Annotated in this window: 19 protein-coding genes; 11 read left to right on the top strand and 8 right to left on the bottom strand. The window is 62.5% G+C overall.

Features of this window, described 5'->3' with window-relative positions; genetic code table 11:
* Positions 1 to 21 precede the first annotated feature (21 nt).
* Positions 22 to 1,023, bottom strand: a complete 1,002-nt coding sequence (locus CO670_RS14245) for an extensin family protein (RefSeq protein ID WP_245425816.1) — start codon at positions 1,021 to 1,023, stop codon at positions 22 to 24.
* Between the two features lie 208 nt (positions 1,024 to 1,231).
* On the opposite strand from CO670_RS14245, the gene CO670_RS14240 reads away from it, so the two are divergent.
* From CO670_RS14240 to queF, 6 genes are all read left to right on the top strand, one after another.
* Positions 1,232 to 3,490 carry a TonB-dependent hemoglobin/transferrin/lactoferrin family receptor gene (locus CO670_RS14240; protein WP_097590818.1) on the top strand — a complete coding sequence of 753 codons (2,259 nt, stop codon included), beginning with the start codon at positions 1,232 to 1,234 and terminating at the stop codon, positions 3,488 to 3,490.
* A gap of 268 nt (positions 3,491 to 3,758) precedes the next feature.
* The gene (locus CO670_RS14235) at positions 3,759 to 5,948 is read left to right on the top strand and encodes an anthranilate synthase (protein ID WP_097590817.1); all 2,190 of its coding nucleotides are present in this window, start codon (positions 3,759 to 3,761) and stop codon (positions 5,946 to 5,948) included.
* Positions 5,949 to 6,073: 125 nt separating this feature from the next.
* Positions 6,074 to 6,313 carry a hypothetical protein gene (locus CO670_RS14230; RefSeq protein ID WP_039623416.1) on the top strand — a complete coding sequence of 80 codons (240 nt, stop codon included), beginning with the start codon at positions 6,074 to 6,076 and terminating at the stop codon, positions 6,311 to 6,313.
* Between the two features lie 14 nt (positions 6,314 to 6,327).
* Positions 6,328 to 7,002, top strand: coding sequence for a DUF2161 family putative PD-(D/E)XK-type phosphodiesterase (locus CO670_RS14225; RefSeq protein WP_097590816.1), 675 nt, complete (start codon positions 6,328 to 6,330; stop codon positions 7,000 to 7,002).
* A gap of 215 nt (positions 7,003 to 7,217) precedes the next feature.
* The gene (emfA, locus tag CO670_RS14220) at positions 7,218 to 8,132 is read left to right on the top strand and encodes a CDF family cation efflux transporter EmfA (RefSeq protein ID WP_097590815.1); all 915 of its coding nucleotides are present in this window, start codon (positions 7,218 to 7,220) and stop codon (positions 8,130 to 8,132) included.
* Positions 8,132 to 8,596 carry a preQ(1) synthase gene (gene queF, locus CO670_RS14215; RefSeq protein ID WP_097590814.1) on the top strand — a complete coding sequence of 155 codons (465 nt, stop codon included), beginning with the start codon at positions 8,132 to 8,134 and terminating at the stop codon, positions 8,594 to 8,596. The genes emfA and queF overlap by 1 nt, the downstream gene beginning before the upstream one ends.
* 192 nt (positions 8,597 to 8,788) lie before the next feature.
* Here the strand turns inward: queF and CO670_RS14210 are convergent, their stop codons facing one another.
* A complete protein-coding gene (locus CO670_RS14210; RefSeq protein WP_097590813.1) occupies positions 8,789 to 9,556 on the bottom strand; it encodes a DUF2076 domain-containing protein in 768 nt (255 codons plus the stop codon).
* 229 nt (positions 9,557 to 9,785) lie between these two features.
* Here CO670_RS14210 and CO670_RS14205 point away from each other — a divergent pair, with 229 nt between their 5' ends.
* Positions 9,786 to 10,370: an ATP-dependent Clp protease proteolytic subunit gene (locus tag CO670_RS14205; RefSeq protein ID WP_010029790.1), complete on the top strand. Its 585-nt coding sequence runs from the start codon at positions 9,786 to 9,788 to the stop codon at positions 10,368 to 10,370.
* 109 nt (positions 10,371 to 10,479) lie between these two features.
* Here the strand turns inward: CO670_RS14205 and CO670_RS14200 are convergent, their stop codons facing one another.
* The gene (locus CO670_RS14200; RefSeq protein ID WP_097590812.1) at positions 10,480 to 11,271 is read right to left on the bottom strand and encodes an SDR family oxidoreductase; all 792 of its coding nucleotides are present in this window, start codon (positions 11,269 to 11,271) and stop codon (positions 10,480 to 10,482) included.
* 152 nt (positions 11,272 to 11,423) lie between these two features.
* Between CO670_RS14200 and CO670_RS14195 the strand changes: the two genes are divergently transcribed.
* The 3 genes from CO670_RS14195 to leuA all read left to right on the top strand — a co-directional run bounded on the left by CO670_RS14195 (position 11,424) and on the right by leuA (position 14,682).
* A complete protein-coding gene (locus tag CO670_RS14195) occupies positions 11,424 to 12,623 on the top strand; it encodes a benzoate/H(+) symporter BenE family transporter (RefSeq protein ID WP_097590811.1) in 1,200 nt (399 codons plus the stop codon).
* Between the two features lie 51 nt (positions 12,624 to 12,674).
* A complete protein-coding gene (locus tag CO670_RS33645) occupies positions 12,675 to 12,800 on the top strand; it encodes a hypothetical protein (protein WP_280950777.1) in 126 nt (41 codons plus the stop codon).
* 157 nt (positions 12,801 to 12,957) lie between these two features.
* Positions 12,958 to 14,682: a 2-isopropylmalate synthase gene (gene leuA, locus CO670_RS14190; protein ID WP_097590810.1), complete on the top strand. Its 1,725-nt coding sequence runs from the start codon at positions 12,958 to 12,960 to the stop codon at positions 14,680 to 14,682.
* Positions 14,683 to 14,992: 310 nt separating this feature from the next.
* Here leuA and CO670_RS14185 read toward each other — a convergent pair whose 3' ends face one another.
* The 4 genes from CO670_RS14185 to CO670_RS14170 form a co-directional block, all read right to left on the bottom strand.
* A complete protein-coding gene (locus CO670_RS14185; protein WP_088673043.1) occupies positions 14,993 to 15,835 on the bottom strand; it encodes an anti-sigma factor in 843 nt (280 codons plus the stop codon).
* 1 nt (position 15,836) lies between these two features.
* The gene (locus CO670_RS14180) at positions 15,837 to 16,346 is read right to left on the bottom strand and encodes an RNA polymerase sigma factor (protein WP_097590809.1); all 510 of its coding nucleotides are present in this window, start codon (positions 16,344 to 16,346) and stop codon (positions 15,837 to 15,839) included.
* Between the two features lie 186 nt (positions 16,347 to 16,532).
* Positions 16,533 to 17,093, bottom strand: coding sequence for a hypothetical protein (locus CO670_RS14175; RefSeq protein ID WP_097590808.1), 561 nt, complete (start codon positions 17,091 to 17,093; stop codon positions 16,533 to 16,535).
* Between the two features lie 158 nt (positions 17,094 to 17,251).
* Complete coding sequence (locus CO670_RS14170; RefSeq protein WP_097590807.1) at positions 17,252 to 18,160, bottom strand: metallophosphoesterase; 909 nt, start codon at positions 18,158 to 18,160, stop codon at positions 17,252 to 17,254.
* Between the two features lie 70 nt (positions 18,161 to 18,230).
* Here CO670_RS14170 and CO670_RS14165 point away from each other — a divergent pair, with 70 nt between their 5' ends.
* Positions 18,231 to 18,710: an NUDIX domain-containing protein gene (locus CO670_RS14165; protein WP_097590806.1), complete on the top strand. Its 480-nt coding sequence runs from the start codon at positions 18,231 to 18,233 to the stop codon at positions 18,708 to 18,710.
* A gap of 30 nt (positions 18,711 to 18,740) precedes the next feature.
* Here CO670_RS14165 and CO670_RS14160 read toward each other — a convergent pair whose 3' ends face one another.
* Positions 18,741 to 19,751 (bottom strand): glutathione S-transferase family protein, encoded by a 1,011-nt coding sequence (locus CO670_RS14160; protein WP_097590846.1) that lies wholly within the window; start codon positions 19,749 to 19,751, stop codon positions 18,741 to 18,743.
* Positions 19,752 to 19,888: the final 137 nt, after the last annotated feature.

The following is a 19,888-nucleotide window of genomic DNA, read 5'->3' as shown; positions in this document are numbered from 1 at the left end:
GGGATTCTAGCGCTTCAACCATCAATGACAATAACGATAGCCCCCCTTCCGCTCGATCACGTCGAGATGAAAATGGGTCTCGTGGGCAGCGTCGCTTTCGGGGTCGAGGACAGTGGTGAAATAGAGGCAGCCGGCGGCGCTGACGGTGCGCTGGAAGGCGCCGGTCAGTGTGGAGTCCTCACGGCGGGAGCGGACGGTGACTTCCTCGCCTTTTTCGAAATGGAAGCTTGCAATATCGATGGCGTTGCCGCGGGCATGTTCGGAGATCTTGCCGGTTCCGGCGCCGTTGCGCAGGCGGCACATATAGGACGTCGCCTGGTTGACTGTGGTGATGCGGCCCTGTTCCGGCAGGGCGGCGGAGGCGGCGGGGATGACGCTTTCCTTCATCCAGCGGGCAAGCGCCAGGGCGGCCGGACAGCGCATCGTCGCCTCCGGCTTCAGCGCAATGCCCGGCAGGGCTTCGGAAACGATGATCGGTTTGTCGATGCCGCAGCCATTGCCGTCGTCGATGCGCGGCGTTTCCTTGAAGACGACGCCCAGAGCCTGAAGGGCGGCGGTGCATTCGGCATATTCGGCCTCGCTTTCGGGCTCGATCGTCAGATGCTGCTCTTCGAGCGTCTGTTCGGCGGGCGGCTTGGGCGTCTGCGGGCTTTCGGCGGTGCCCGGCGGCAACGGCGGACCCTGCATCGGTTCTGCCGGCTCCGGCTTTGCCGGGGCGGCCTGCGGCGCGGGCGTCTGGCTCGCTGCCGGCGCCTCCGGCTCCTTCACGTCGGGTTTCGGCTGAGGGGCGGGAACTTCTTCAGGCGCGGGTGGTTCCGCCTCTTTCGAGGAGGGGGCGTCGGGGCTGGTCACTGGAGCAGCGTCGGGCCTGGGCTGGGGCAAGGGACCTTGCGGAGGCAGGCGGGCGCCGGCAAGAAACGCAGTGGCGGCGAGAAGGATCGCCAATGTCGAAAGTTTTCTCAATGCGTCCAGTTCCTCGTATTCGTGGCTAGAGACAACGCATGAGAGCGTTTTTCGTTGCAATTGTGCAACGTCCGAGAAGATCGCTAAAACTTGATGAGAATATTCAACATAAGGCGACTGCTTATGTTGACAATCTTCGTCATGTTTTTTATGCGGCGAAAAGAAGGCGGAATTCTGCTTCGCCTTTATCCGCAAAGCCCAGCCAGCCCATCGAGCGTTCGACGCGCCACGACCAGCCAGCCCGGTAATCATCATGAGAGGGTAGGTTATGATCGTCCGGCATTGGCGCTCGGTTCTATTGGTCTGCACGGCAGTTGCAGCTGTTCTTCCTGTTTCGCAGTCTTTCGCGCAAAGCGCTCCGGCCACCACGCCGGAAGTCGCGGCCGATGACAGTACCGTGCTGCAGAAGATCGTCGTCAAGGGCAAGCGCGTGGCGCCGGGCAGTGTCGCCGATACGCCGCTCGCGACCGAGATCACCCAGAAGCAGCTGGAAGAGAAGCAGGTCACCAATTACGACGACATCGGCCGCAGCGTCGATGCAGGCGTGAACTATTCGCGCGCCGATGCGGGCTTCAACCTGCGCGGCCTTTCCGGTCCTCGCATCCTGACGACGATCGACGGCATTCCGATCCCTTACATCTCGAACAGCTCGCGCCAGGGGGCTTTTGCGCCTGCCAACGCCAATGGCGGCGGCGATACGTTCGATTTCGATTCGCTGTCCTCGCTCGATATCGTGCGCGGCGCGGACTCGAGCAAGGGCGGTTCGGGCATGCTCGGCGGCGCCATCGTTCTCAATACGCTGGAGCCGGAAGATCTGATCCCTGAGGGTCGTGACTGGGGCGCGATCGTCAAGTCGACCTATGACAGCGAAGACCGCAGCCTCTCCGGCTCGGCCGCCGCTGCCAAGAAGATCGGCGGCACCTCGATCCTGTTCCAGGGCGGCTACCGCAAAGGCCATGAGCGGGCAAACATGGGCAACAATGACGTTTACGGTGCTCTTCGCACCGAGGCGAACCCGGCTGATTTCGACCAGAACAACCTGCTCTTCAAACTGCGCCAGGAGCTGGAAGGCGGTCATCGCATCGGCTTGACGGCGGAACGCTTCCGCCGCGACCTGGAAACCGACCTGCGCCATCTTCAGGGGGGAGCCAGCCCGCGCAACTTCATGATCGACAATTATGACGGTCGCGAACAGCGTGACCGCGACCGCGTATCGCTCGATTATGATTATGAAGCGCAGTCTTCCGACGCGTTCTTCAGCAGTGCGCGCGCCACGCTTTACTGGCAGGATTTGAAGAAGGAAGCCGGCAGCGGGGGCCGTACGACCGCCAATGTTGCCTATGGCCGCAACAACGAGGTCGAAAACGAAACCTGGGGCTTCAGCGGCACGGCGACGAAGGACTTCGAATATTCCGGCCTCAGCCACTCCGTTCGCGTCGGCCTCGACGTCGGCGTCTCCAGCTGGAGCCAATATAGCTGGGCCTTGTGCCCCACGTCGACGACTTGCCCGTCGCTGAACAACCAGGCGGAAGTTCCCAATGTGGACAGCCAGACCCTTGGGCTTGTCGTCGAAGACAAGATCGAGATCGGCAATACCGGCTTTACGCTGACGCCCGGCTTCCGCTTCGACTGGTTCAACTACGATCCCTCGACCGGCGGCGGTTTTGCCAACAATACCGGCCTTACCCGTTTTGGCGATCTTCGCGACCGGACGGAAGCCGCCATGTCGCCGAAGATCCTTGCAACATACGACCTGACGCCTGATGTAGAGCTCTATATGCAGCTGGCGGTCGGCTTCCGTGCGCCCACCGTCGACGAGCTTTACAGCCGCTTCTACAATCCCACGGGTCGCTACGCCCAGCTCGGCAATCCTGATCTGGAACCGGAAATCGGCCGCGGCGTCGAGGTCGGCGCCAATTTCGACACGGGCGATTTTACCGGCAGGGTCGCGGCTTTCCATACCCGTTATCAGAACTTCATCGAGACGGTGACGAGCGTCGACGCGACCGGCTTTACTGAGTTCAATTACACGAACGTGGCTGCGGCCACGATCTCCGGCGTTGAAGTCAGTGCGGCAAAGACGTTCAACAACGGCATCAATCTGCATGCTTCGCTTGCCTATGCCTATGGCAGGAACGAGGAGACCACGCAGCGCCTGCGCTCTGTGGCGCCGTTCAAGGCGATCGTCGGCGGCGGCTGGAGCAATGAGACTTTCGGCTTCGATCTTTCCTCGACGCTTTCGTCCGGCATGCTGACCGACCATCTCGATACACCAATCACCAACACCGCCGACACGACCTTCGATGCGCCTGGTTATGCCATCGTCGATTTGACCGGCTGGTGGACGCCGGAACAGCTGCCGGGCCTGCGCGTTCAAGCCGGTGTCTACAACATCTTCGACCAGGAGCACTACAACGCGCTCGCCGTGCGCGACGTCAATCTCAGCTCGGCGACGGCGTCGCAGCCGCGGGAATGGTATTCCGAGCCGGGCCGCACGTTCAAGGTCTCGCTCACCAAGACCTTTTGAGCCGGTCATGCCTTCAAGGCTGGGGGAGGGGCGGCTTTCGGGCCGCCCTTTTCATTCGCGCAATCGCCTCTTGCGCGGCGGCTGATCTCAGGCTAACAATTTTTCCCATGATCAAGTCTTTGAACATCGCTGTTTGGTGGTGGGCTCGCTGAGGCGGCCTCGACCAATCGTGTCCAAAGACGACGACGAGTGAGCCGCCCGAAACTTCGAGGCGGCTTTTTTGTTTTATCGCCGCCTGTCGTCCGGGCCCCGATAACGGAGTGGAATTATGGTAACGATCCTGCGGGATGATGGTGCGGAAATCTACGAGACCAAGGGCGGCATCACCGTGACGCGGCAGCGCCGGGCGATCCCCTACGGCGACGCGGTCTCTTCCTATATCGACAAGCTCGACGAGCGCCGCGGCGCGGTGTTCTCGTCGAACTACGAATATCCGGGCCGCTATACGCGCTGGGATACCGCCGTGGTCGACCCGCCGCTCGGCATCTCCTCCTTCGGGCGCGACGTCTGGATCGAAGCCTATAACGAACGCGGCGAGGTGCTTCTCGGCTTCGTGACCGAGCGGCTGCAGACGGTGCCCGACCTCGTGCTCGGCGCGTCCTCGGCCCGCCGCCTCGATCTCTCCGTCAAAGCGCCGGATCGGGTGTTTACCGAGGAAGAGCGCTCGAAGATGCCGACGGTCTTCACCGTGCTGCGCGCCGTGACCGACCTCTTTTATTCGCAGGCGGATGCGAGCCTCGGGCTCTACGGCGCCTTCGGCTACGACATCGCCTTCCAGTTCGACGCGATCGATCTGAAGCTGACGCGGCCCTCCGACCAGCGCGATATGGTGCTCTATCTGCCGGACGAGATCCTGGTCGTCGATAACTATGCCGCCAAAGCCTGGATCGACCGCTACGATTTCGAGAAAGGCGGCGTGACAACCGAGGGCAAGGCCGAGCAGATCGCGCCGGAACCCTTCAAGCAGACGGACGCCATTCCGCCGAAGAGCGACCACCGGCCGGGCGAATATGCCGAACTCGTCGTCAAGGCGAAGGAGAGCTTCCGCAAGGGCGATCTCTTCGAGGTGGTGCCGGGGCAGAAATTCATGGAGCGCTGCGAAAGCAAGCCTTCTGACATTTCCAAGCGGCTGAAGGCGATCAATCCGTCGCCCTATTCCTTCTTCATCAATCTCGGCAATCAGGAATATCTGGTCGGCGCCTCGCCCGAGATGTTCGTGCGTGTCTCCGGCCGCCGTATCGAGACCTGCCCGATCTCGGGCACGATCAAGCGCGGTGACGATCCGATCGCCGACAGCGAACAGATCCTGAAGCTTCTGAATTCCAAGAAGGACGAGTCCGAGCTGACCATGTGCTCGGACGTCGACCGCAACGACAAGAGCCGTGTGTGCGAACCGGGCTCGGTCAAGGTGATCGGCCGCCGGCAGATCGAGATGTATTCGCGCCTCATCCACACGGTCGACCATATCGAAGGGCGGCTGCGCGACGACATGGATGCCTTCGACGGGTTCCTGAGCCATGCTTGGGCGGTGACCGTCACCGGCGCGCCGAAGCTCTGGGCGATGCGCTTCATCGAGAGCCATGAAAAGAGCCCGCGCGCATGGTATGGTGGGGCAATCGGCATGGTCGGCTTCAATGGCGACATGAATACCGGCCTGACGCTGCGCACCGTGCGCATCAAGGACGGTATCGCCGAAGTGCGCGCCGGCGCAACGCTGCTCAACGATTCCATTCCCGAGGAAGAGGAAGCCGAAACCGAATTGAAGGCCTCTGCCATGCTTTCCGCCATCCGAGACGCCAAGACCGGCAATTCCGGCAAGATCCAGCGCGACGTCGCCAGCGTCGGCAAGGGCGTCAGCATCCTGCTCGTCGACCATGAAGACAGCTTCGTCCACACGCTCGCCAATTATTTCCGCCAGACCGGAGCAACGGTTTCGACCGTGCGCACGCCGGTGCCGGAGGAGATTTTCGACCGGCTGAACCCGGATCTGGTCGTGCTGTCGCCCGGGCCTGGAACGCCCAAGGATTTCGACTGCAAGGCGACGATCAAGAAGGCACGGGCGCGCAACCTACCGATCTTCGGCGTCTGCCTCGGCCTGCAGGCGCTCGCCGAAGCCTATGGCGGGGAACTGCGTCATCTGGCGCTGCCGATGCACGGCAAGCCCTCGCGCATCCGCGTGTTGGAACCCGGCATCGTCTTCTCCGGCCTTGCCAAGGAAGTGACGGTCGGCCGCTACCACTCGATCTTCGCCGATCCCTCGACCCTGCCGCGCGAATTCATCATCACGGCGGAAAGCGAGGACGGCACGATCATGGGCATCGAACATGCCAAGGAGCCGATCGCCGCGGTGCAGTTCCATCCCGAATCGATCATGACGCTCGGCGGCGATGCCGGCATGCGGATGATCGAGAATGTCGTGGCGCATCTGGCGCGCAAGGTGAAGACGAAGGCTGCCTAAGCGCAACGCGATTTCGCCCTTCCTGCTTGCGGGAAGGGCGGGGCGGGCATTCCGATGGGGGAGCCTGGTTGACTTTATCGGGCAAATCAGAACATTTCCGGAACGATCAACCGGGAATTATCGCCGTGGCCAATGCTGAAAAGTTCATCGTTCTTCCTTACCGCAAGAACCGCGGCAATCTGGTGCCGGGCGAAATGCGGCAGGCCTCGAACGCCGTCAGCGCGGAAAAGATCGCCTCGGCGATGGCCGAGCGTTTCGTCGGTGTTGCGGCCTATGCTGTGATGGTCGACGAGGAGACCGGGGACATGACCTCGCCGCGACTGCTCGCACGCTATGGCGAGATTGCCGATCTCAACGCTGCCTGAGGCGCGATTTTCTGATGGAGACGTCGCTCTACCTGCCGGTCAAAGCCTTCCTGGAGGCGGCCGGTTATGTGGTCAAGGGTGAGGTCGGCGGATGCGATCTCGTGGGTTTAAGCGACGGTGAGCCGCCTGTTGTGGTGGTGTGCGAACTCAAGCTCTCCTTCAATCTTGAACTGCTCCTGCAGGCGGTCGATCGCGCTGCGATGAGCGATGAAGTCTGGATCGCGGCGCGCGTTTCGGCCAAGGGGCGCGGGCGGGAAGCCGACAAACGCTACCGCGACCTCTGCCGGCGGCTCGGGATCGGCATGCTCGGCGTTTCCGATGGCGGCGAGGTCAGCATCATCGTCAGTTCGGTCTCGCCGATGCCGCGCACCAATCCGAAAAGGCGCACCCGCCTCGTCAAGGAACACCAGCGCCGCCGCGGCGATCCTGCCGTCGGCGGCGGCTCGCGGGCGCCGATCATGACCGCTTATCGGCAGCAGGCGCTGCTCTGCGCGGCTGCACTCGAGCGGGGAGTTGTGCGCCCGCGGGATATGAAGGCGCTGACGCCAAAGGCAGGTCCGATCCTGCGCGACAATGTCTACGGATGGTTCGAGCGCCAGGAAAAAGGCGTCTACGCCCTGACGCCGGCAGGCCAGGCCGCGCTTCTGCGCTGGCCGCAGCCTGTCTCCGATCCCGTTCCCCAGAGCTGACGCCGGATCGCGCGACGCTCGCTGCTTTTGCCTTCCAGTTGGGGCGGCAGGAACTATGAAGGACGCGTCAGTCTCTTTGACAAATCCTCTTTGACAAATCCTCGGGCATCGCCCATATCACCCTCAACTGGACCGCCTGCGCGACATTCGCGTGGGCGGTTTTGCATTTCAATGGCTTGGACCCTGCAATTCATTCGCAACCGCAGGAGGACGATATGAGCAACGACGGCGATCTTACGGTTCGGAAGCTGGCGATGTGGGGCATCCCGCTGTCGCTCGGCGTCATGGGATTGAAGATGGTGGCCTGGTGGGTGACCGGCTCGGTGGCGCTGCTGTCGGACGGGCTCGAATCGACGGTCAACGTCGTTGCCGCCTTCATCGCCTTCTTCGTCATCCGCTATGCGCAGAAGCCTGCCGATCACGACCATCCCTTCGGCCATCACAAGGCGGAATATCTGTCTGCCGTCACCGAGGGCGTGCTGATCGTCGTCGCCGCGCTGCTGATCGTCAACGAGGCGATCGGCTATCTCGCCGAGCCGCGTATGCTCGACGCGCCGGTGCTCGGCCTTGCGATCAATTTTGCGGCCGGCATCATCAATGCGGTCTGGGCGCGGCTTTTGATCCGGACCGGCCGCAAGCATCGCTCGGCGGCGCTTGCCGCGGACGGCCAGCATATCATGTCTGACGTGGTGACTTCCGTCGGCGTGCTCGCCGGCCTGCTGCTGGCGCTCGCGACCGGCTATGCGATCTTCGACCCGGTGCTTGCCATCCTCGTTGCCGTCAACATTCTCTACCAGGGCTGGAAGGTGATCTCGCAATCGATCGGCGGGCTGATGGACCAGGCGGTCGATCCCCTGGAGGAGGAGGCGATCAAGCAGGCGATCGCCACCCATGCGGCAGGCTCGATCGGCGTGCATGACCTGAAAACGCGGCGGGCCGGCACCGTCACCTTCATCGATTTTCACATGGTGGTGCCGGGCACTATGTCCGTGCGGCAGGCGCATGATATATGCGACCGCCTTGAGGATGCCATCAGTGCAGTGCACGAGGGCGCCAAAATAGCCATTCACGTGGAGCCGGAAGGCGAAAAGGCTCATGGCATCCGCGTCAAAGTCGTCAAGGAGGCATGATGCCGAATACAGATGTTTCCAGCCTGTCGATGCTGGGCCAGCAAACCGAAACCGCGAAATCGCCGGAAGAGGCCGTGCTCGAAAAAGTGCCGTCCAACCATGCCGGCACGGACTACGTGGTGCGCTTCACCGCGCCGGAGTTCACCTCGCTCTGCCCGATGACCGGCCAGCCGGATTTCGCCCATATCGTCATCGATTACATTCCGGGTGAATGGCTGGTGGAATCGAAGTCGCTGAAGCTCTTCCTGCATTCCTTCCGCAATCACGGCGCCTTCCATGAGGATTGCTCTATCTATATCGCCAAACGCATCGTCGAGCTGCTCGACCCGAAATGGCTCCGGATCGGCGCCTACTGGTATCCGCGCGGCGGCATCCCGATCGACGTCTTCTGGCAGACGGGCAAGCCGCCGGAAGGCGTGTGGCTGCCGGATCAAGGTGTCGCCACCTATCGCGGACGTGGGTGAGCTGCGGTCGGGCAAAGCCCGAGCAATCGATAGCTTTTCTCTCAACGCAATTCCGGACGAAAAACCGCTGCGCACTTTTTCTGGAATTGCTCTGAATCGATTGCAGCAGCGAACGCCCTGAGCCCAAGCGAAGGGCCGGGCGAGGGTGCGGCAATCGAATACCAATTGCCACCCATCCTTGGCGCTTAGATCTCACACATCCGTCACATCATTCCCTGACGAGTCATCGCTGAAATCGTCCCCATCGTCGTAATCGGCCTGCTGCAGATTATCGTCGTTGTTATCGGACGCCTGGCGGGTGTCGTCATTGCTGAAATAGTTGTTGATGACGGTTTCCTCGGTGGGCGCGCTGGCATTGCCGAAAGGGTTGGCGCCGAAGGGCGAGCCCCAGCCGAGCGAGGACATGTGATTGCCGAAAATGCCGCTCAGCGAATTGGCAAGCAGCATGCCGCCGGCAACGCCCGCTGCCGTGCCGAGCGCGCCGCGCAGGAAGCTGCCGCCGGCCGACGGCGCAGAGGCCTGCTGGCTCCAGGGGCCGCTCGGTTGCTGCGGCATCTGGCGGGCGCCGCTGTCATAACCGCGAGGTTCGTCATAGGCGCGGGAGGGCTGGCCCCAGGGACCGGGATTGGCGGGGCTGGACGGAACCGGAGCGGGCTGCTGCGTCTGGGTGTTGCCGAAGATCGAGCTCAGGAAGCCGCCGCCCTGTTCGGCCTGGCGGTGGTCGCTCGCGCCGGCTTCAAGCTGCCGGACGTGTTCCTCGAGTTCCTTGATGTGATTGGCGGCCGCCTCCAGTCCTTTTTCCTGAACGATGACGGCCTGCGCGAGATAGTAGGTGGCGGAGGGCTGCGCGCGCGTCGCCTGGTCGATCAAGGCTTCGGCCTCGCGGTCGCGGGGTGTCGCTTCGGCCGTGCGCACGCGGTCGAAAAGGGCGGTCAGCAATTGGCGTTCTTCCGGTGACATGTCCTGCCTCCTGTTTATCTCATGCGGCGTTGCCGCGTGAGGTTGAGGTAGGAATCGATTTTGTCTTTTCAAAGCCTTTTCCGGTTACATTTCAGTAAGGCTTGCGCAACGGTGTGCGGCTTCTTAAGGATATCTCCACCGCTTCGGTGCCTTGTGTTTTTCCCACATTGTTTTAGGCATTGAGTCGCACTATGTGCGAGGAACCCGAATTCATCTCCGAGAGGTTCGCATGAACGACGAAGAACAGGACGACAAGACGAAGGAACTGCCGCTCGGCAAGGAAACGGAGGCGAATCTTTTCAAGTCGCGTTCGATCTTCATCTATGGACCGATCAATCAGGAACTGGCGCAGAAGGTCTGCTCGCAGCTCGTGGCGCTTGCCGCAGCCAGCGACGAAGACATCCGCATCTATGTCAATTCGCCCGGCGGCCATGTCGAATCCGGCGATTCCATCCATGACATGGTCAAGTTCATCAAGCCGAAGGTCTGGATGATCGGCACGGGCTGGGTCGCCTCGGCCGGCGCGCTGATCTATGTCGCGGCTCCGAAGGAGCGGCGCATCTGCCTGCCGAACACGCGCTTCCTGCTGCATCAACCGTCGGGCGGCACGCGCGGCATGGCATCCGACATCGAGATCCAGGCACGCGAGATCATCAAGATGAACGAGCGCCTGAACAAGATCATGGCGGCGGCCACCGGCCAGCCGCTCGACAAGATCGCCAAGGATACGGATCGCGACTACTGGCTTTCTGCCGAAGAGGCGAAGGACTATGGCCTCGTCTCGCGGATCGTCACGTCGCAGGCCGACATCTAAGTTTTCGCGGCCAAAACGATCAGGAGATGCCCTTGCCTGTAGACAGCAGGCGAGGGCATTTCATTTTTACGGGCGGATTCGGGCCGGGAGAATATCCCTGCTGCGGCTCTCAATACGAGCGTGTGAAACCGCCGTCGTGCATGATGTTGAGCCCGGTCATATGGTCGGAGAAGCGCGACAGGAGGCCTTCGACGGCGATGGCGACCTCGTCCGGTTCTCCATATTTTCCCAAGGGTACGTTTGCTGTTTCCTCGGCAAGACGTTGTTCGAACGTCAAGCCGGCGGCAGCGGCCCGTGTCTCGATGGCTTCGCGATACCAGGGTGAGAGCGTGCCCCCGAGGGATAGCGTGTTGACATGAATACCGCGGGCACCGAGCGCAAAAGCCAATGTTTTCGCCTCGCCGATCCACGCACAGCGCAGAACGTTTGAGGTGGCGTAGTGTCCGAGTACCTGCGCAGACGATATGCCCGAAATGATGACGATCTTTGCCCGACGTCCGTTGACGGGATCGGGGTTCATCCGGCCGATCGCCGTTTTCAGGGCTTCCAAAGGCCCGATGAAGCAATTCTGGAACAGCGTGCGCCATGCCTCGCCGGCCGGCATCGGATCATTCGTGCTGTGTGCTTGCGGCGGCATCAGAACGACCCCGTCAAGAACGATATGTCTTGAGGTCAGCTGCTCGCCGAATTGACGAATCGACTGGTCGCTCGTCATGTCCAAGGGCAGCCAGACCGGACGATCGCGGGTGCCGGCCAATTCATCGGAAAGTGACTTGAGCTTGGCCTCATTGCGCGCGGCCAGAACGAGCGAATGACCGCTGCGGGCGAGTTGACGGCAGACTGCCGTACCAATGCCTCCGGTTGCCCCTGTAACCAGAATCTTCCGCGTTTCGCTGGCCATTCGATTATCCCCAAGGTCGCAGATCACTCTAATCGCGCGCTGCCGGCAGGGAAAGGCGTTGTCTGGTGAATACCGAACGAAAGGGCCGAATCTGGACTTGCATGCGCGCCAACCGTCGTGCTCCATGCCATTTCCGCTGTCCGAGTCCTGTTATGTTCAAAGATTTTTCCGTCCAGGCCCTGTTCATGGGGCTGCTGACCGCCTTTGTCGGTTCCGCCAGCTCCTTCGCCGTCGTGCTGCATGGATTGCAGGCTGTCGGCGCGACAGAGGTTCAGGCGGCTTCGGGGCTGATGGCCTTGTCGATCTCCATGGGCGTCTGCGCGATCGTGCTCAGCGCCGTGACGCGACTGCCGATCAGCATCGCCTGGTCGACGCCCGGCGCGGCGCTGCTGGCAAGCACCGGCGCGATCGAGGGCGGCTTCAATGCGGCGGTCGGGGCGTTTCTCATCTGCGCGGCGCTGATCGTCATTGCCGGGCTGTTCAAGCCGCTCGGCCGGGCTGTTGCCGCCATTCCCGCACCGCTTGCCAATGCCATGCTTGCGGGCGTGCTGATCGGCCTCTGCTTTGCGCCGGTGAAGGCGATCGGTTTCAATCCGCTGTTCGGTCTGCCGATCGTCATCGCCTGGATCGTCGTCGGCGCCTTCAAGCGGCTCTGGGCGGTGCCGGCCGCACTCGCAGCCTTCGTGCTGGTGCTCGCCTTCGGCGTCGATATTCCGGACGGCGCGCTCGGTTCGCTCGAGCGGTCGCTGGTGCCGACGGCGGAATTCGTCCGGCCGGTGTTCAATCTTGCCGCTTTCATCTCGATCGCGCTGCCGCTCTTCATCGTCACCATGGCCTCGCAGAACATTCCCGGCATCGCGGTGCTGAAGGTCAATCACTACGATCCGAAGCCCGGCCCGCTCTTTGCCGTCACCGGCTTCTTCTCGCTGCTGTCGGCGCCTTTCGGCGGCCATGCCGTCAACCTGGCGGCGATCACCGCGGCGATGTGTGCCGGGCAGGACGCGCATGCCGATCCGAAGCGGCGCTATTGGGCCTCGCTGATCGCCGGCATCGGCTACGTCATCCTCGGGCTGCTCGCCGGCGCTGTGACGGCTTTCGTCGCGCTGGCGCCTCCGATCCTCATCGAGGCGGTGGCGGGGCTGGCGCTGGTCGGCGCCTTTTCGTCTTCGGCGATGTCGGCTTTCCAGGCGCAGGAATCGCGCGAGGCGGCGGCGATCACCTTCCTCGTCACGGCATCCGGCGTGTCCTTCGGCGGCATTTCCGGCGCCTTCTGGGGATTGATCGCCGGCGGGCTGATGCTCGCGCTGTCGCAGTTGGTGAAGGCTTGGAAAGACCGGCCTCAACCGAGATAATGCAGGGGCGAGGCCTTGCCAGCTCTGCCGCCCGAGGCTATAAGCGCGGCTATGAAGACCACAGGCGCCAAGATTTCCGACACGATTGCACGCGGCCGCATCGCCCTGCGTGACGTCTCGCGCGCCTTGACCTCGCTTCTTCTCCTCGGCCTTACGCGCGGTTGCCGGGTCCTTTGAGGAGCGCCCGGCGGCCGAAAGCCCGCCCGGCCATCGCTCCTCGCGACTCACTTTCAAAATTGACGTAACGACCGACGAAGGTCCGCATTTGTTTATCGCCAAGCCCGACGTGATCGGCTAAGAGGCGGAACGAATGCCGGGACGAGGAGACAAGACAATGGACAACACCACCAGCCGATCCTCCGCAGGCGCCAAGGGTATGCCCGACGCCGCGGTGAAATACCGGGCCTATCCGCAGGTAAGCATCCCCGACCGTACCTGGCCGACGAAGACGATCACCAAGGCGCCTGTCTGGTGCTCGGTCGACCTGCGCGACGGCAACCAGGCGCTCGTCGATCCGATGGGTCACGACCGCAAGGCGCGCATGTTCCACCTGCTGCTGGAGATGGGCTTCAAGGAAATCGAGATCGGTTTCCCCTCGGCTTCGCAGACCGATTTCGACTTCGCCCGCTGGTGCGTCGAAGAGGGCAACGTTCCCGCAGACGTTTCGCTGCAGGTGCTGGTCCAGTGCCGTCCCGAGCTCATCACCCGCACCTTCGAAGCGCTGGAAGGGGCAAACCAGCCGATCGTGCATTTCTACAATTCGACCAGCGAGCTGCAGCGCCGCGTCGTCTTCGCCAAGGATGTCCAGGGCATCAAGCAAATTGCCGTCGATGCCGCCAAGATGATCACCGACATGGCCGCCAAGGCCGGCGGCGGTTATCGTTTCGAATATTCTCCGGAGAGCTTCACCGGCACCGAGCTGGAGGTGGCGCTGGAAATCTGCAATGCCGTCATCGAGGTGGTGAAGCCGACGCCCGACAACAAGCTGATCATCAACCTGCCGTCGACCGTCGAGATGGCGACGCCGAACGTCTATGCCGACCAGATCGAATGGATGTGCCGTAACCTCGACAACCGCGAAAACCTGATCGTCTCGCTGCATCCGCACAACGACCGCGGCACCGGGATCGCCGCCGCCGAGCTGGCCTTGCTGGCAGGCGCCGACCGCGTCGAAGGCACACTCTTCGGCAATGGCGAGCGCACCGGCAATGTCGATGTCGTGACGATGGCGCTCAACATGTTCACGCAGGGCGTCGATCCTGGCATCGACTGCTCGAACATCGAGCGCATCAAGGAAGTGTTCGAATATTCGAACCAGATGGCGATCTCCGAGCGTCACCCCTATGTCGGCGAGCTGGTCTATACCGCCTTCTCCGGTTCGCACCAGGATGCTATCAACAAGGGCATGAAGGCCGCACAGGTCGCCAACCATCCGGTCTGGGAGGTGCCTTATCTGCCGATCGATCCGCGCGATGTCGGCCGTTCCTATGAGGCGATCATCCGCATCAATTCGCAGTCCGGCAAGGGCGGCATCGCTTATATCCTGCAGCAGGATTACGGGCTCAACTTGCCGCGCAACCTGCAGGTCGAATTCCGCGAAGACATCCAGCGCATCACCGACGTCGAGGGCAAGGAGCTTCCCTCGAAGCGCATCCATGACCGCTTCATCGAGCGATACGTGACGCAGCCCGATGCGCGCCTCAGGTTCGTCGATCACCACACCTATCCCGATACGGAGCGTAAGGGCCAGCGGATCGTCGCGGCCGAGATATCGGACAATGGCGAGATCAAGCGCATCGAAGGGCGCGGCAACGGCCCGATCGACGGTTTCATCAACGCACTGTCGCATTATCTCGGCATCGAGATGTCGGTCGAGGATTATTCGGAGCATTCGCTGCAGCACGGCTCGAATGCGGCGGCGATCTCCTATGTCGAGACCTCCTATCCCGGCGGCAAGCTCTTCGGCGCCGGCATCAATACCAACATCGTCGCGGCCTCGCTGGAAGCGATCGTCTCGGCCGCCAACCGGGTGCTCGAGGTGAAGGCCGGCAAGGCCTGATCTGCGAGGGTTCAGGCCGCGACCGTGCTGGCATGGCGCGGCCTGACGAGGAGATTGGCTTCGTTGAGTCTTCACTGAGCGCTAGCGAAACGCAATGAAAGAAGTGCCGTGCGGCCCCCTCATCCGCCCTACGGGCACCTTCTCCCCACTGGGGAGAAGGGGGAATCGAGACGTCACGGCATATCTCTTCTCCCCTCGGGGAGAAGGTGCCGGCAGGCGGATGAGGGGGCTACCGATGCTGATGGTCGATTTTGTTATGGTTCCGCCAGCTCCGCTGGCGGTAATCATTCGACACAGGCGATAGTCGGTATCAAATCGCCGTGGCGATCTTCATGGCGAGCTGGCCGAGGGTTGCTTCGGCGGAGGGGCCGGCGAGCACATAGGAGGTGCCGGCATTGTGCCATGTCACGAGGCCGATCTCGTCCTTGATCGTTTCCTTGAAATCGTCGGTCTCGGGCGGCTGCGCGTCCTTGCGGAAGCAGATGGAGATGATGTCGCCGTCGGAATTGGAATAGACGAGCTGGCCGACAGGGCGGTTGTCGCCGAGAATGACGCGGGCGCCCTGGAAGGTCCAGGATTCGGCGCTGAGATCGGGCACGCGGAAGGGCACGCCGATCGCTGTCGTCAGCCAGCTGGAGATTTCCTCGGCCTGCGAGGCCGGCACTTCGACAAGGTGGCGGGGTTGGCGGATCAGCAGGCGCTGATAGGCGGTGACGTCGCCGAGCCAGTCGCTGGTGTTGGCCGGAGCCGCTGTCGAGGTCGTGGTGGCGATCTCGTCGGCATCGGGGCTGACGCCGACGAAATAGCCGATGCCGCAGCCGACGACGAAGAGGATGAGGGCGGCGGCCAGCGCCTGCGGGCCGCTCGGCGCCAGCTTCACCGGCGGGCGGGTGGCGCGCTGGGCGATCGGCGTCTTCGGCGGCTGCGTGCTCTTGATCGAGCGGACGAGGGCAAGCGGGACCGGTTCCTTCAGCACATCGTCGAGGCGGCGGCGGCCGAAATCGGCGCCGTGACGGAGCTTCTCATGCAGCCGGCGCGCATTCTCGTCGCTTGCCAGACGCTGCTCCAGTTCGTGCCGCTGTTCGGGCGAGACTTCGCCGTCGAGGAGGGCGGTGAGCTGGGCTTCGAGCGGCAATTTCCTAAGATCGAGCAATTCAGTACCTGTGGATGGGGTGGGTGCCGGCAAGTCCGGCGAAATGCAGCCTTGCGGCGGCAAGCTGGGAGACGACGCTTGCCGCGGAAATGCCCATGATGTCGGCCGCCTGCTGGTAGCTGTGGCCTTCGACGTCGACGAGCAGGAAGACGCTGGACACGCCGTCCGGCATTTCGGAGATCATGCGGTGGATCGCGTCCGGATCGACCGAGGCCGAGCGGTCGCGCGCGGCATCGCGAATGTCGGTGACGTTGCCGCGGGCGGAGGCTTTTGGCTTGCGCTTACGGCTGTCATCGGTCCATTGCTGGCGGGCAAGCGTGTAAATCCAGCTTTCCAGCCGGCCTTCGCCGTTCCACTGATGCCCCTTGGCAATGGCGCGCAGACAGACGGTCTGGACGAGTTCATCGGCAACGGCAGCCTCACCCGCGAGCGTGATCGCGAAGCGGCGAAGGCGGGGCAGGAGGCCGACGAGATCACGCCGGAGGTCGATGGTCGTTGCGGGCTGACGCATTGTCTATCCAAGAAGCATTCACGATGGTTTCGCGGACGAAGGTTCGCCGTCGGGCGCGAAACCGGCTTTTATCGGCACCGGAGATGCAGGTACTTTATGAAACAAGTCTCCTGCACTTCGCAAGCATTCGGTCGTCTTATCCCCTTTTCCCAAGGGATTTTCGCAATCTAGCCCGCAAAGCTTGCGTCAATATGTCCTGTAGCCGTTCAGGCTCTGCAGCAGGGAGCGATAGGCCCAGGTGCCTTCGCCGCCGCGGTCGCGGATTTCGACGAGCTGCACGCGGGCGCCCTGGATATCTCCCTGTTCGACCAGCGCCATGCCCATGTAGGAGCGGGCGAGGATGTAATTTTCATCCGCTTGCAGCGCCTTGCGGTAGTAGGACATGCCGAGTTCCATGCGGCCGGCCTTGCGGTTGGCATAGCCGAGATAGTTCAGAATGCGCGGGTCGTTCTGATTGTCGGCAAGATTGAGCACGGTGATGGCGTTTTCATACTGGCCGTAATAGGCGAATTCACGGGCGAACTTATAGAGGTCGTCGTCGTTGAAGCTGCTCTTCTTCGGGGTGACGCATTCCTTCTTGGTCTTGTCCCAGACCTTGCCGCCGGTGCAGGTCTTGGTCGTCTCCGTCTTCGGCGGCGGATTGGTGTCGTCGTTGCTGTCGCCGGCCGCGAAGGCGGCCGTTGCCATGCCGAAGGCAAAACCGGCGGCAAGTGTCACTCTGCACAGGCGATGGAAGGGGGAAGTCATTGGCGGCTCCGTTCTGAGGCGATGCAGTTGGTCGGATTGTACGCTTAACGCCGGAAATACCAAGAGGGTAAGCAATGCCGGTGACAAATGTTGCGGCGCCGGCCGGACAGCTTCCGAGCTTGCTTCAAGTGCCGCACAAACAGAGTCTACATTCTGCGCTAACGCGCGAAAATATCGACGCTTTCCGGCATGACCGCGTCGCCCGCCCGGTTCAGGCTGAAGCGCTCGCCGGTGAGCTCCCAGGCGCCCGGAGAGCCGTCGATGGAAAAGAGGTTATAGGCCGCCGGCGGCTTGATGCTGCCGGGTCCCTGCGAGGCCGAAGCGATGCCGACGACCGGCACCGGCTGCACCTGGCCGCGCAGCCAGTGCAGCGTGTTCAGATGCGTGTGGCCGTGCAGCACGAGCTCGGCGCCGCCGGTCGAAATCACGGCCGCGAAGCGGCGGATGCCGATCATGCGCTTGTGGAAGGCGGTGGCGCCGCGGATCGGCGGATGATGGATCATGACGACGCGGAAGAGGCCGGCTTCGCCGGCCGCGCGCAGCATGTTCACCGTGTCGCGGGCCTGGCGCGCGCTGAAAAAGCCGGAGGCGGCGAAGGGGGGCGTGGCGACGGCCGTGGAGCAGCCGACGATCGCCACTTTGTCGCGGACGCGCAGATAGGGAAAGATATGGCGGTCTTCCTGCCAGTGCGGCGAGGCGAGGTCGCCACGGACGTAATCATACCAGGCGCGCATCGACTTCTCATAGGCGCCCGGCACGTAGGCGTCGTGATTGCCGGGAACGACCGAGGTGTCGGCAGGATCGCCGAGCGCGCGCAGCCAGGCGGCGGCGGCGCGGATCTCGATGCCGCTCGCCAGATTGACGAGATCGCCGGTGACGGCGAGGTGATCGGCCTGATGGGCGCGGATATCATCGAGCAGCAGATCGAGCGTGCTGCCGAAAAGGTGCTTGCGTCGGTTTCGATGCCAGTTCACAAAGCCGGTTATACGTTTTGAAAACAGCTCTTGAATGGAAAGACGGGGCAGCGGTCCGAGGTGGACGTCTGAAATATGCGCGAGCTTGAACATGCTACGAGACATAGACCAGCTTATTGACAAATCAAACACATCCGGCGCGACGAAAAGCCGAAACGGAACGATGGTGGATAAAGAGAAGCGGCCCCCTCACATCAGGCTGGCGCTACGCCTGCTGCATGTCTATTTTTCCTTCGCCCGCGGCATGACCATGGGCGTCAGAGCCGCCTGCTTCGATGCGGAGGGCCGGATATTCCTCGTGCGGCACAGCTATATCGGCGGCTGGCATATGCCCGGCGGCGGGCTGGAGCGCAACGAGACGGCCGAAGAAGCACTGGTCAAGGAGCTGCGCGAGGAGGGCAACCTCAGGATCATCGGCAAGCCGCATCTGGTCCAGGTCTATTTCAACACCACCACCACCCGGCGCGACCATGTCGTGTTCTACCGGGTGACCGTCGAGCAGACGGCGCCGCGGCCGCCGGACTGGGAGATTTCCGACAGCGGGTTCTTCTCGCTCGACAGCCTGCCCGAGGGCACGACCGAGGCGACGTATCGCCGCCTCGCCGAGCTTCGGGGCGAGCAGGAGCCCGACCACCGCTGGTAAGCGTCAGGCCGCGTAGAGCAGCTTAAAATCCTACAGCGTCCTTTGCGCGTCTGAAAAGACGCGCGGCGCTGTAGCACGACCATGAGGCCTGTCGAGATCGAGCGCCGGGCCGACGGGAACGATGCCGGTCGGGTTGATCGTCTTGTGGCTGCGGTAATAGTGCTGCTTGATGTGCGTCAGGCTCACCGTCTCGGCAACGCCTGGCGTCTGGTAGAGATCCCTGAGATAGCCGGGCAGGTTGCGGTAATCGGCGATGCGGCGGATGTTGCACTTGAAATGGCCGACATAGACGGGATCGAAGCGCAGCAGCGTGGTGAAGAGGCGCCAGTCGGCCTCGGTCTGCCTGTCGCCGAAGAGGTAGCGGCCCCTGCCCAGGCGCTCGTCGAGAATGTCGAGCGTTTCGAAGAGCTTGCCGACATTTTCCTCATAGGCTTCCTGAGTGGTGGCGAAGCCGGCCTTGTAGACGCCGTTGTTGACGGTGTCGTAGACGGTGGCGTTCAGCGCGTCGATCTCGGCGCTGAGATGTTCCGGGTAGAAATCGGCCTTCGAGCCCGTCAGTCCGTCGAAGGCGCTGTTGAACATGCGGATGATCTCGGCTGATTCATTGTTGACGATCGTGCCGGTCTGCTTGTCCCAGAGGACGGGGACGGTGACACGGCCGGAATAGTGCGGGTCGGCCTTGACGTAGATCTGCCAGAGGGTGGCGGCGCCGAAGAGCGGGTCGCCGGTGGCGCCGTCGCCGGTCTTGAACTCCCAGCCGTTCTCGAACATCAGCGGATGGACGACGGAAACCGAAATAAGCTCCTCAAGCTTCTTCAGCTTGCGGAAGATCAACGTGCGATGTGCCCAGGGGCAGGCGAGCGAGACATAGAGATGGTAGCGTCCGGCCTCGGCCTTGAAGCCGCCGCCTCCGGAAGGACCGGCCGAACCGTCCGGCGTCACCCAGTTGCGGAACTGCGAGGGCTGCCGCTTGAATTGACCCTTGCTCTCCTTCGTGTCGTACCAGACGTCATGCCAGACGCCGTCCATCAGCATTCCCATGATCTTCATTCCCTAAATTGCGTTGGGGCCGAAGTTAGCTGAGATAGCGGGGCTTTGCAGGCGGTAAAGATTGAACAGTGCGTCACGTCGTCCACGCGGCTGCATAATTCGGTGTGCTGCCGTGTGCATTTTGCGTT

Origin of the sequence: Rhizobium sp. J15, from assembly GCF_002531825.1 — a bacterium.
Taxonomy (GTDB): Bacteria; Pseudomonadota; Alphaproteobacteria; order Rhizobiales; family Rhizobiaceae; genus Rhizobium.
Note: the sequence above shows the minus strand (reverse complement) of the source record. Positions and strands in the feature narration are given on the sequence as shown.

Coding starts and splice junctions, on each gene's coding strand:
- CO670_RS14175 (WP_097590808.1), bottom strand. CDS start 17,093: ATGACTTCCCCCTTCCATCGCCTGTGCAGAGTGACACTTGCCGCCGGT.
- CO670_RS14235 (WP_097590817.1), top strand. CDS start 3,759: ATGGTAACGATCCTGCGGGATGATGGTGCGGAAATCTACGAGACCAAG.
- CO670_RS14165 (WP_097590806.1), top strand. CDS start 18,231: ATGGTGGATAAAGAGAAGCGGCCCCCTCACATCAGGCTGGCGCTACGC.
- CO670_RS14210 (WP_097590813.1), bottom strand. CDS start 9,556: ATGTCACCGGAAGAACGCCAATTGCTGACCGCCCTTTTCGACCGCGTG.
- emfA (WP_097590815.1), top strand. CDS start 7,218: ATGAGCAACGACGGCGATCTTACGGTTCGGAAGCTGGCGATGTGGGGC.
- CO670_RS14200 (WP_097590812.1), bottom strand. CDS start 11,271: ATGGCCAGCGAAACGCGGAAGATTCTGGTTACAGGGGCAACCGGAGGC.
- CO670_RS14180 (WP_097590809.1), bottom strand. CDS start 16,346: ATGCGTCAGCCCGCAACGACCATCGACCTCCGGCGTGATCTCGTCGGC.
- CO670_RS14240 (WP_097590818.1), top strand. CDS start 1,232: ATGATCGTCCGGCATTGGCGCTCGGTTCTATTGGTCTGCACGGCAGTT.
- CO670_RS14170 (WP_097590807.1), bottom strand. CDS start 18,160: ATGTTCAAGCTCGCGCATATTTCAGACGTCCACCTCGGACCGCTGCCC.
- CO670_RS14160 (WP_097590846.1), bottom strand. CDS start 19,751: ATGGGAATGCTGATGGACGGCGTCTGGCATGACGTCTGGTACGACACG.
- CO670_RS14205 (WP_010029790.1), top strand. CDS start 9,786: ATGAACGACGAAGAACAGGACGACAAGACGAAGGAACTGCCGCTCGGC.
- CO670_RS33645 (WP_280950777.1), top strand. CDS start 12,675: ATGAAGACCACAGGCGCCAAGATTTCCGACACGATTGCACGCGGCCGC.
- queF (WP_097590814.1), top strand. CDS start 8,132: ATGCCGAATACAGATGTTTCCAGCCTGTCGATGCTGGGCCAGCAAACC.
- leuA (WP_097590810.1), top strand. CDS start 12,958: ATGGACAACACCACCAGCCGATCCTCCGCAGGCGCCAAGGGTATGCCC.
- CO670_RS14225 (WP_097590816.1), top strand. CDS start 6,328: ATGGAGACGTCGCTCTACCTGCCGGTCAAAGCCTTCCTGGAGGCGGCC.
- CO670_RS14195 (WP_097590811.1), top strand. CDS start 11,424: ATGTTCAAAGATTTTTCCGTCCAGGCCCTGTTCATGGGGCTGCTGACC.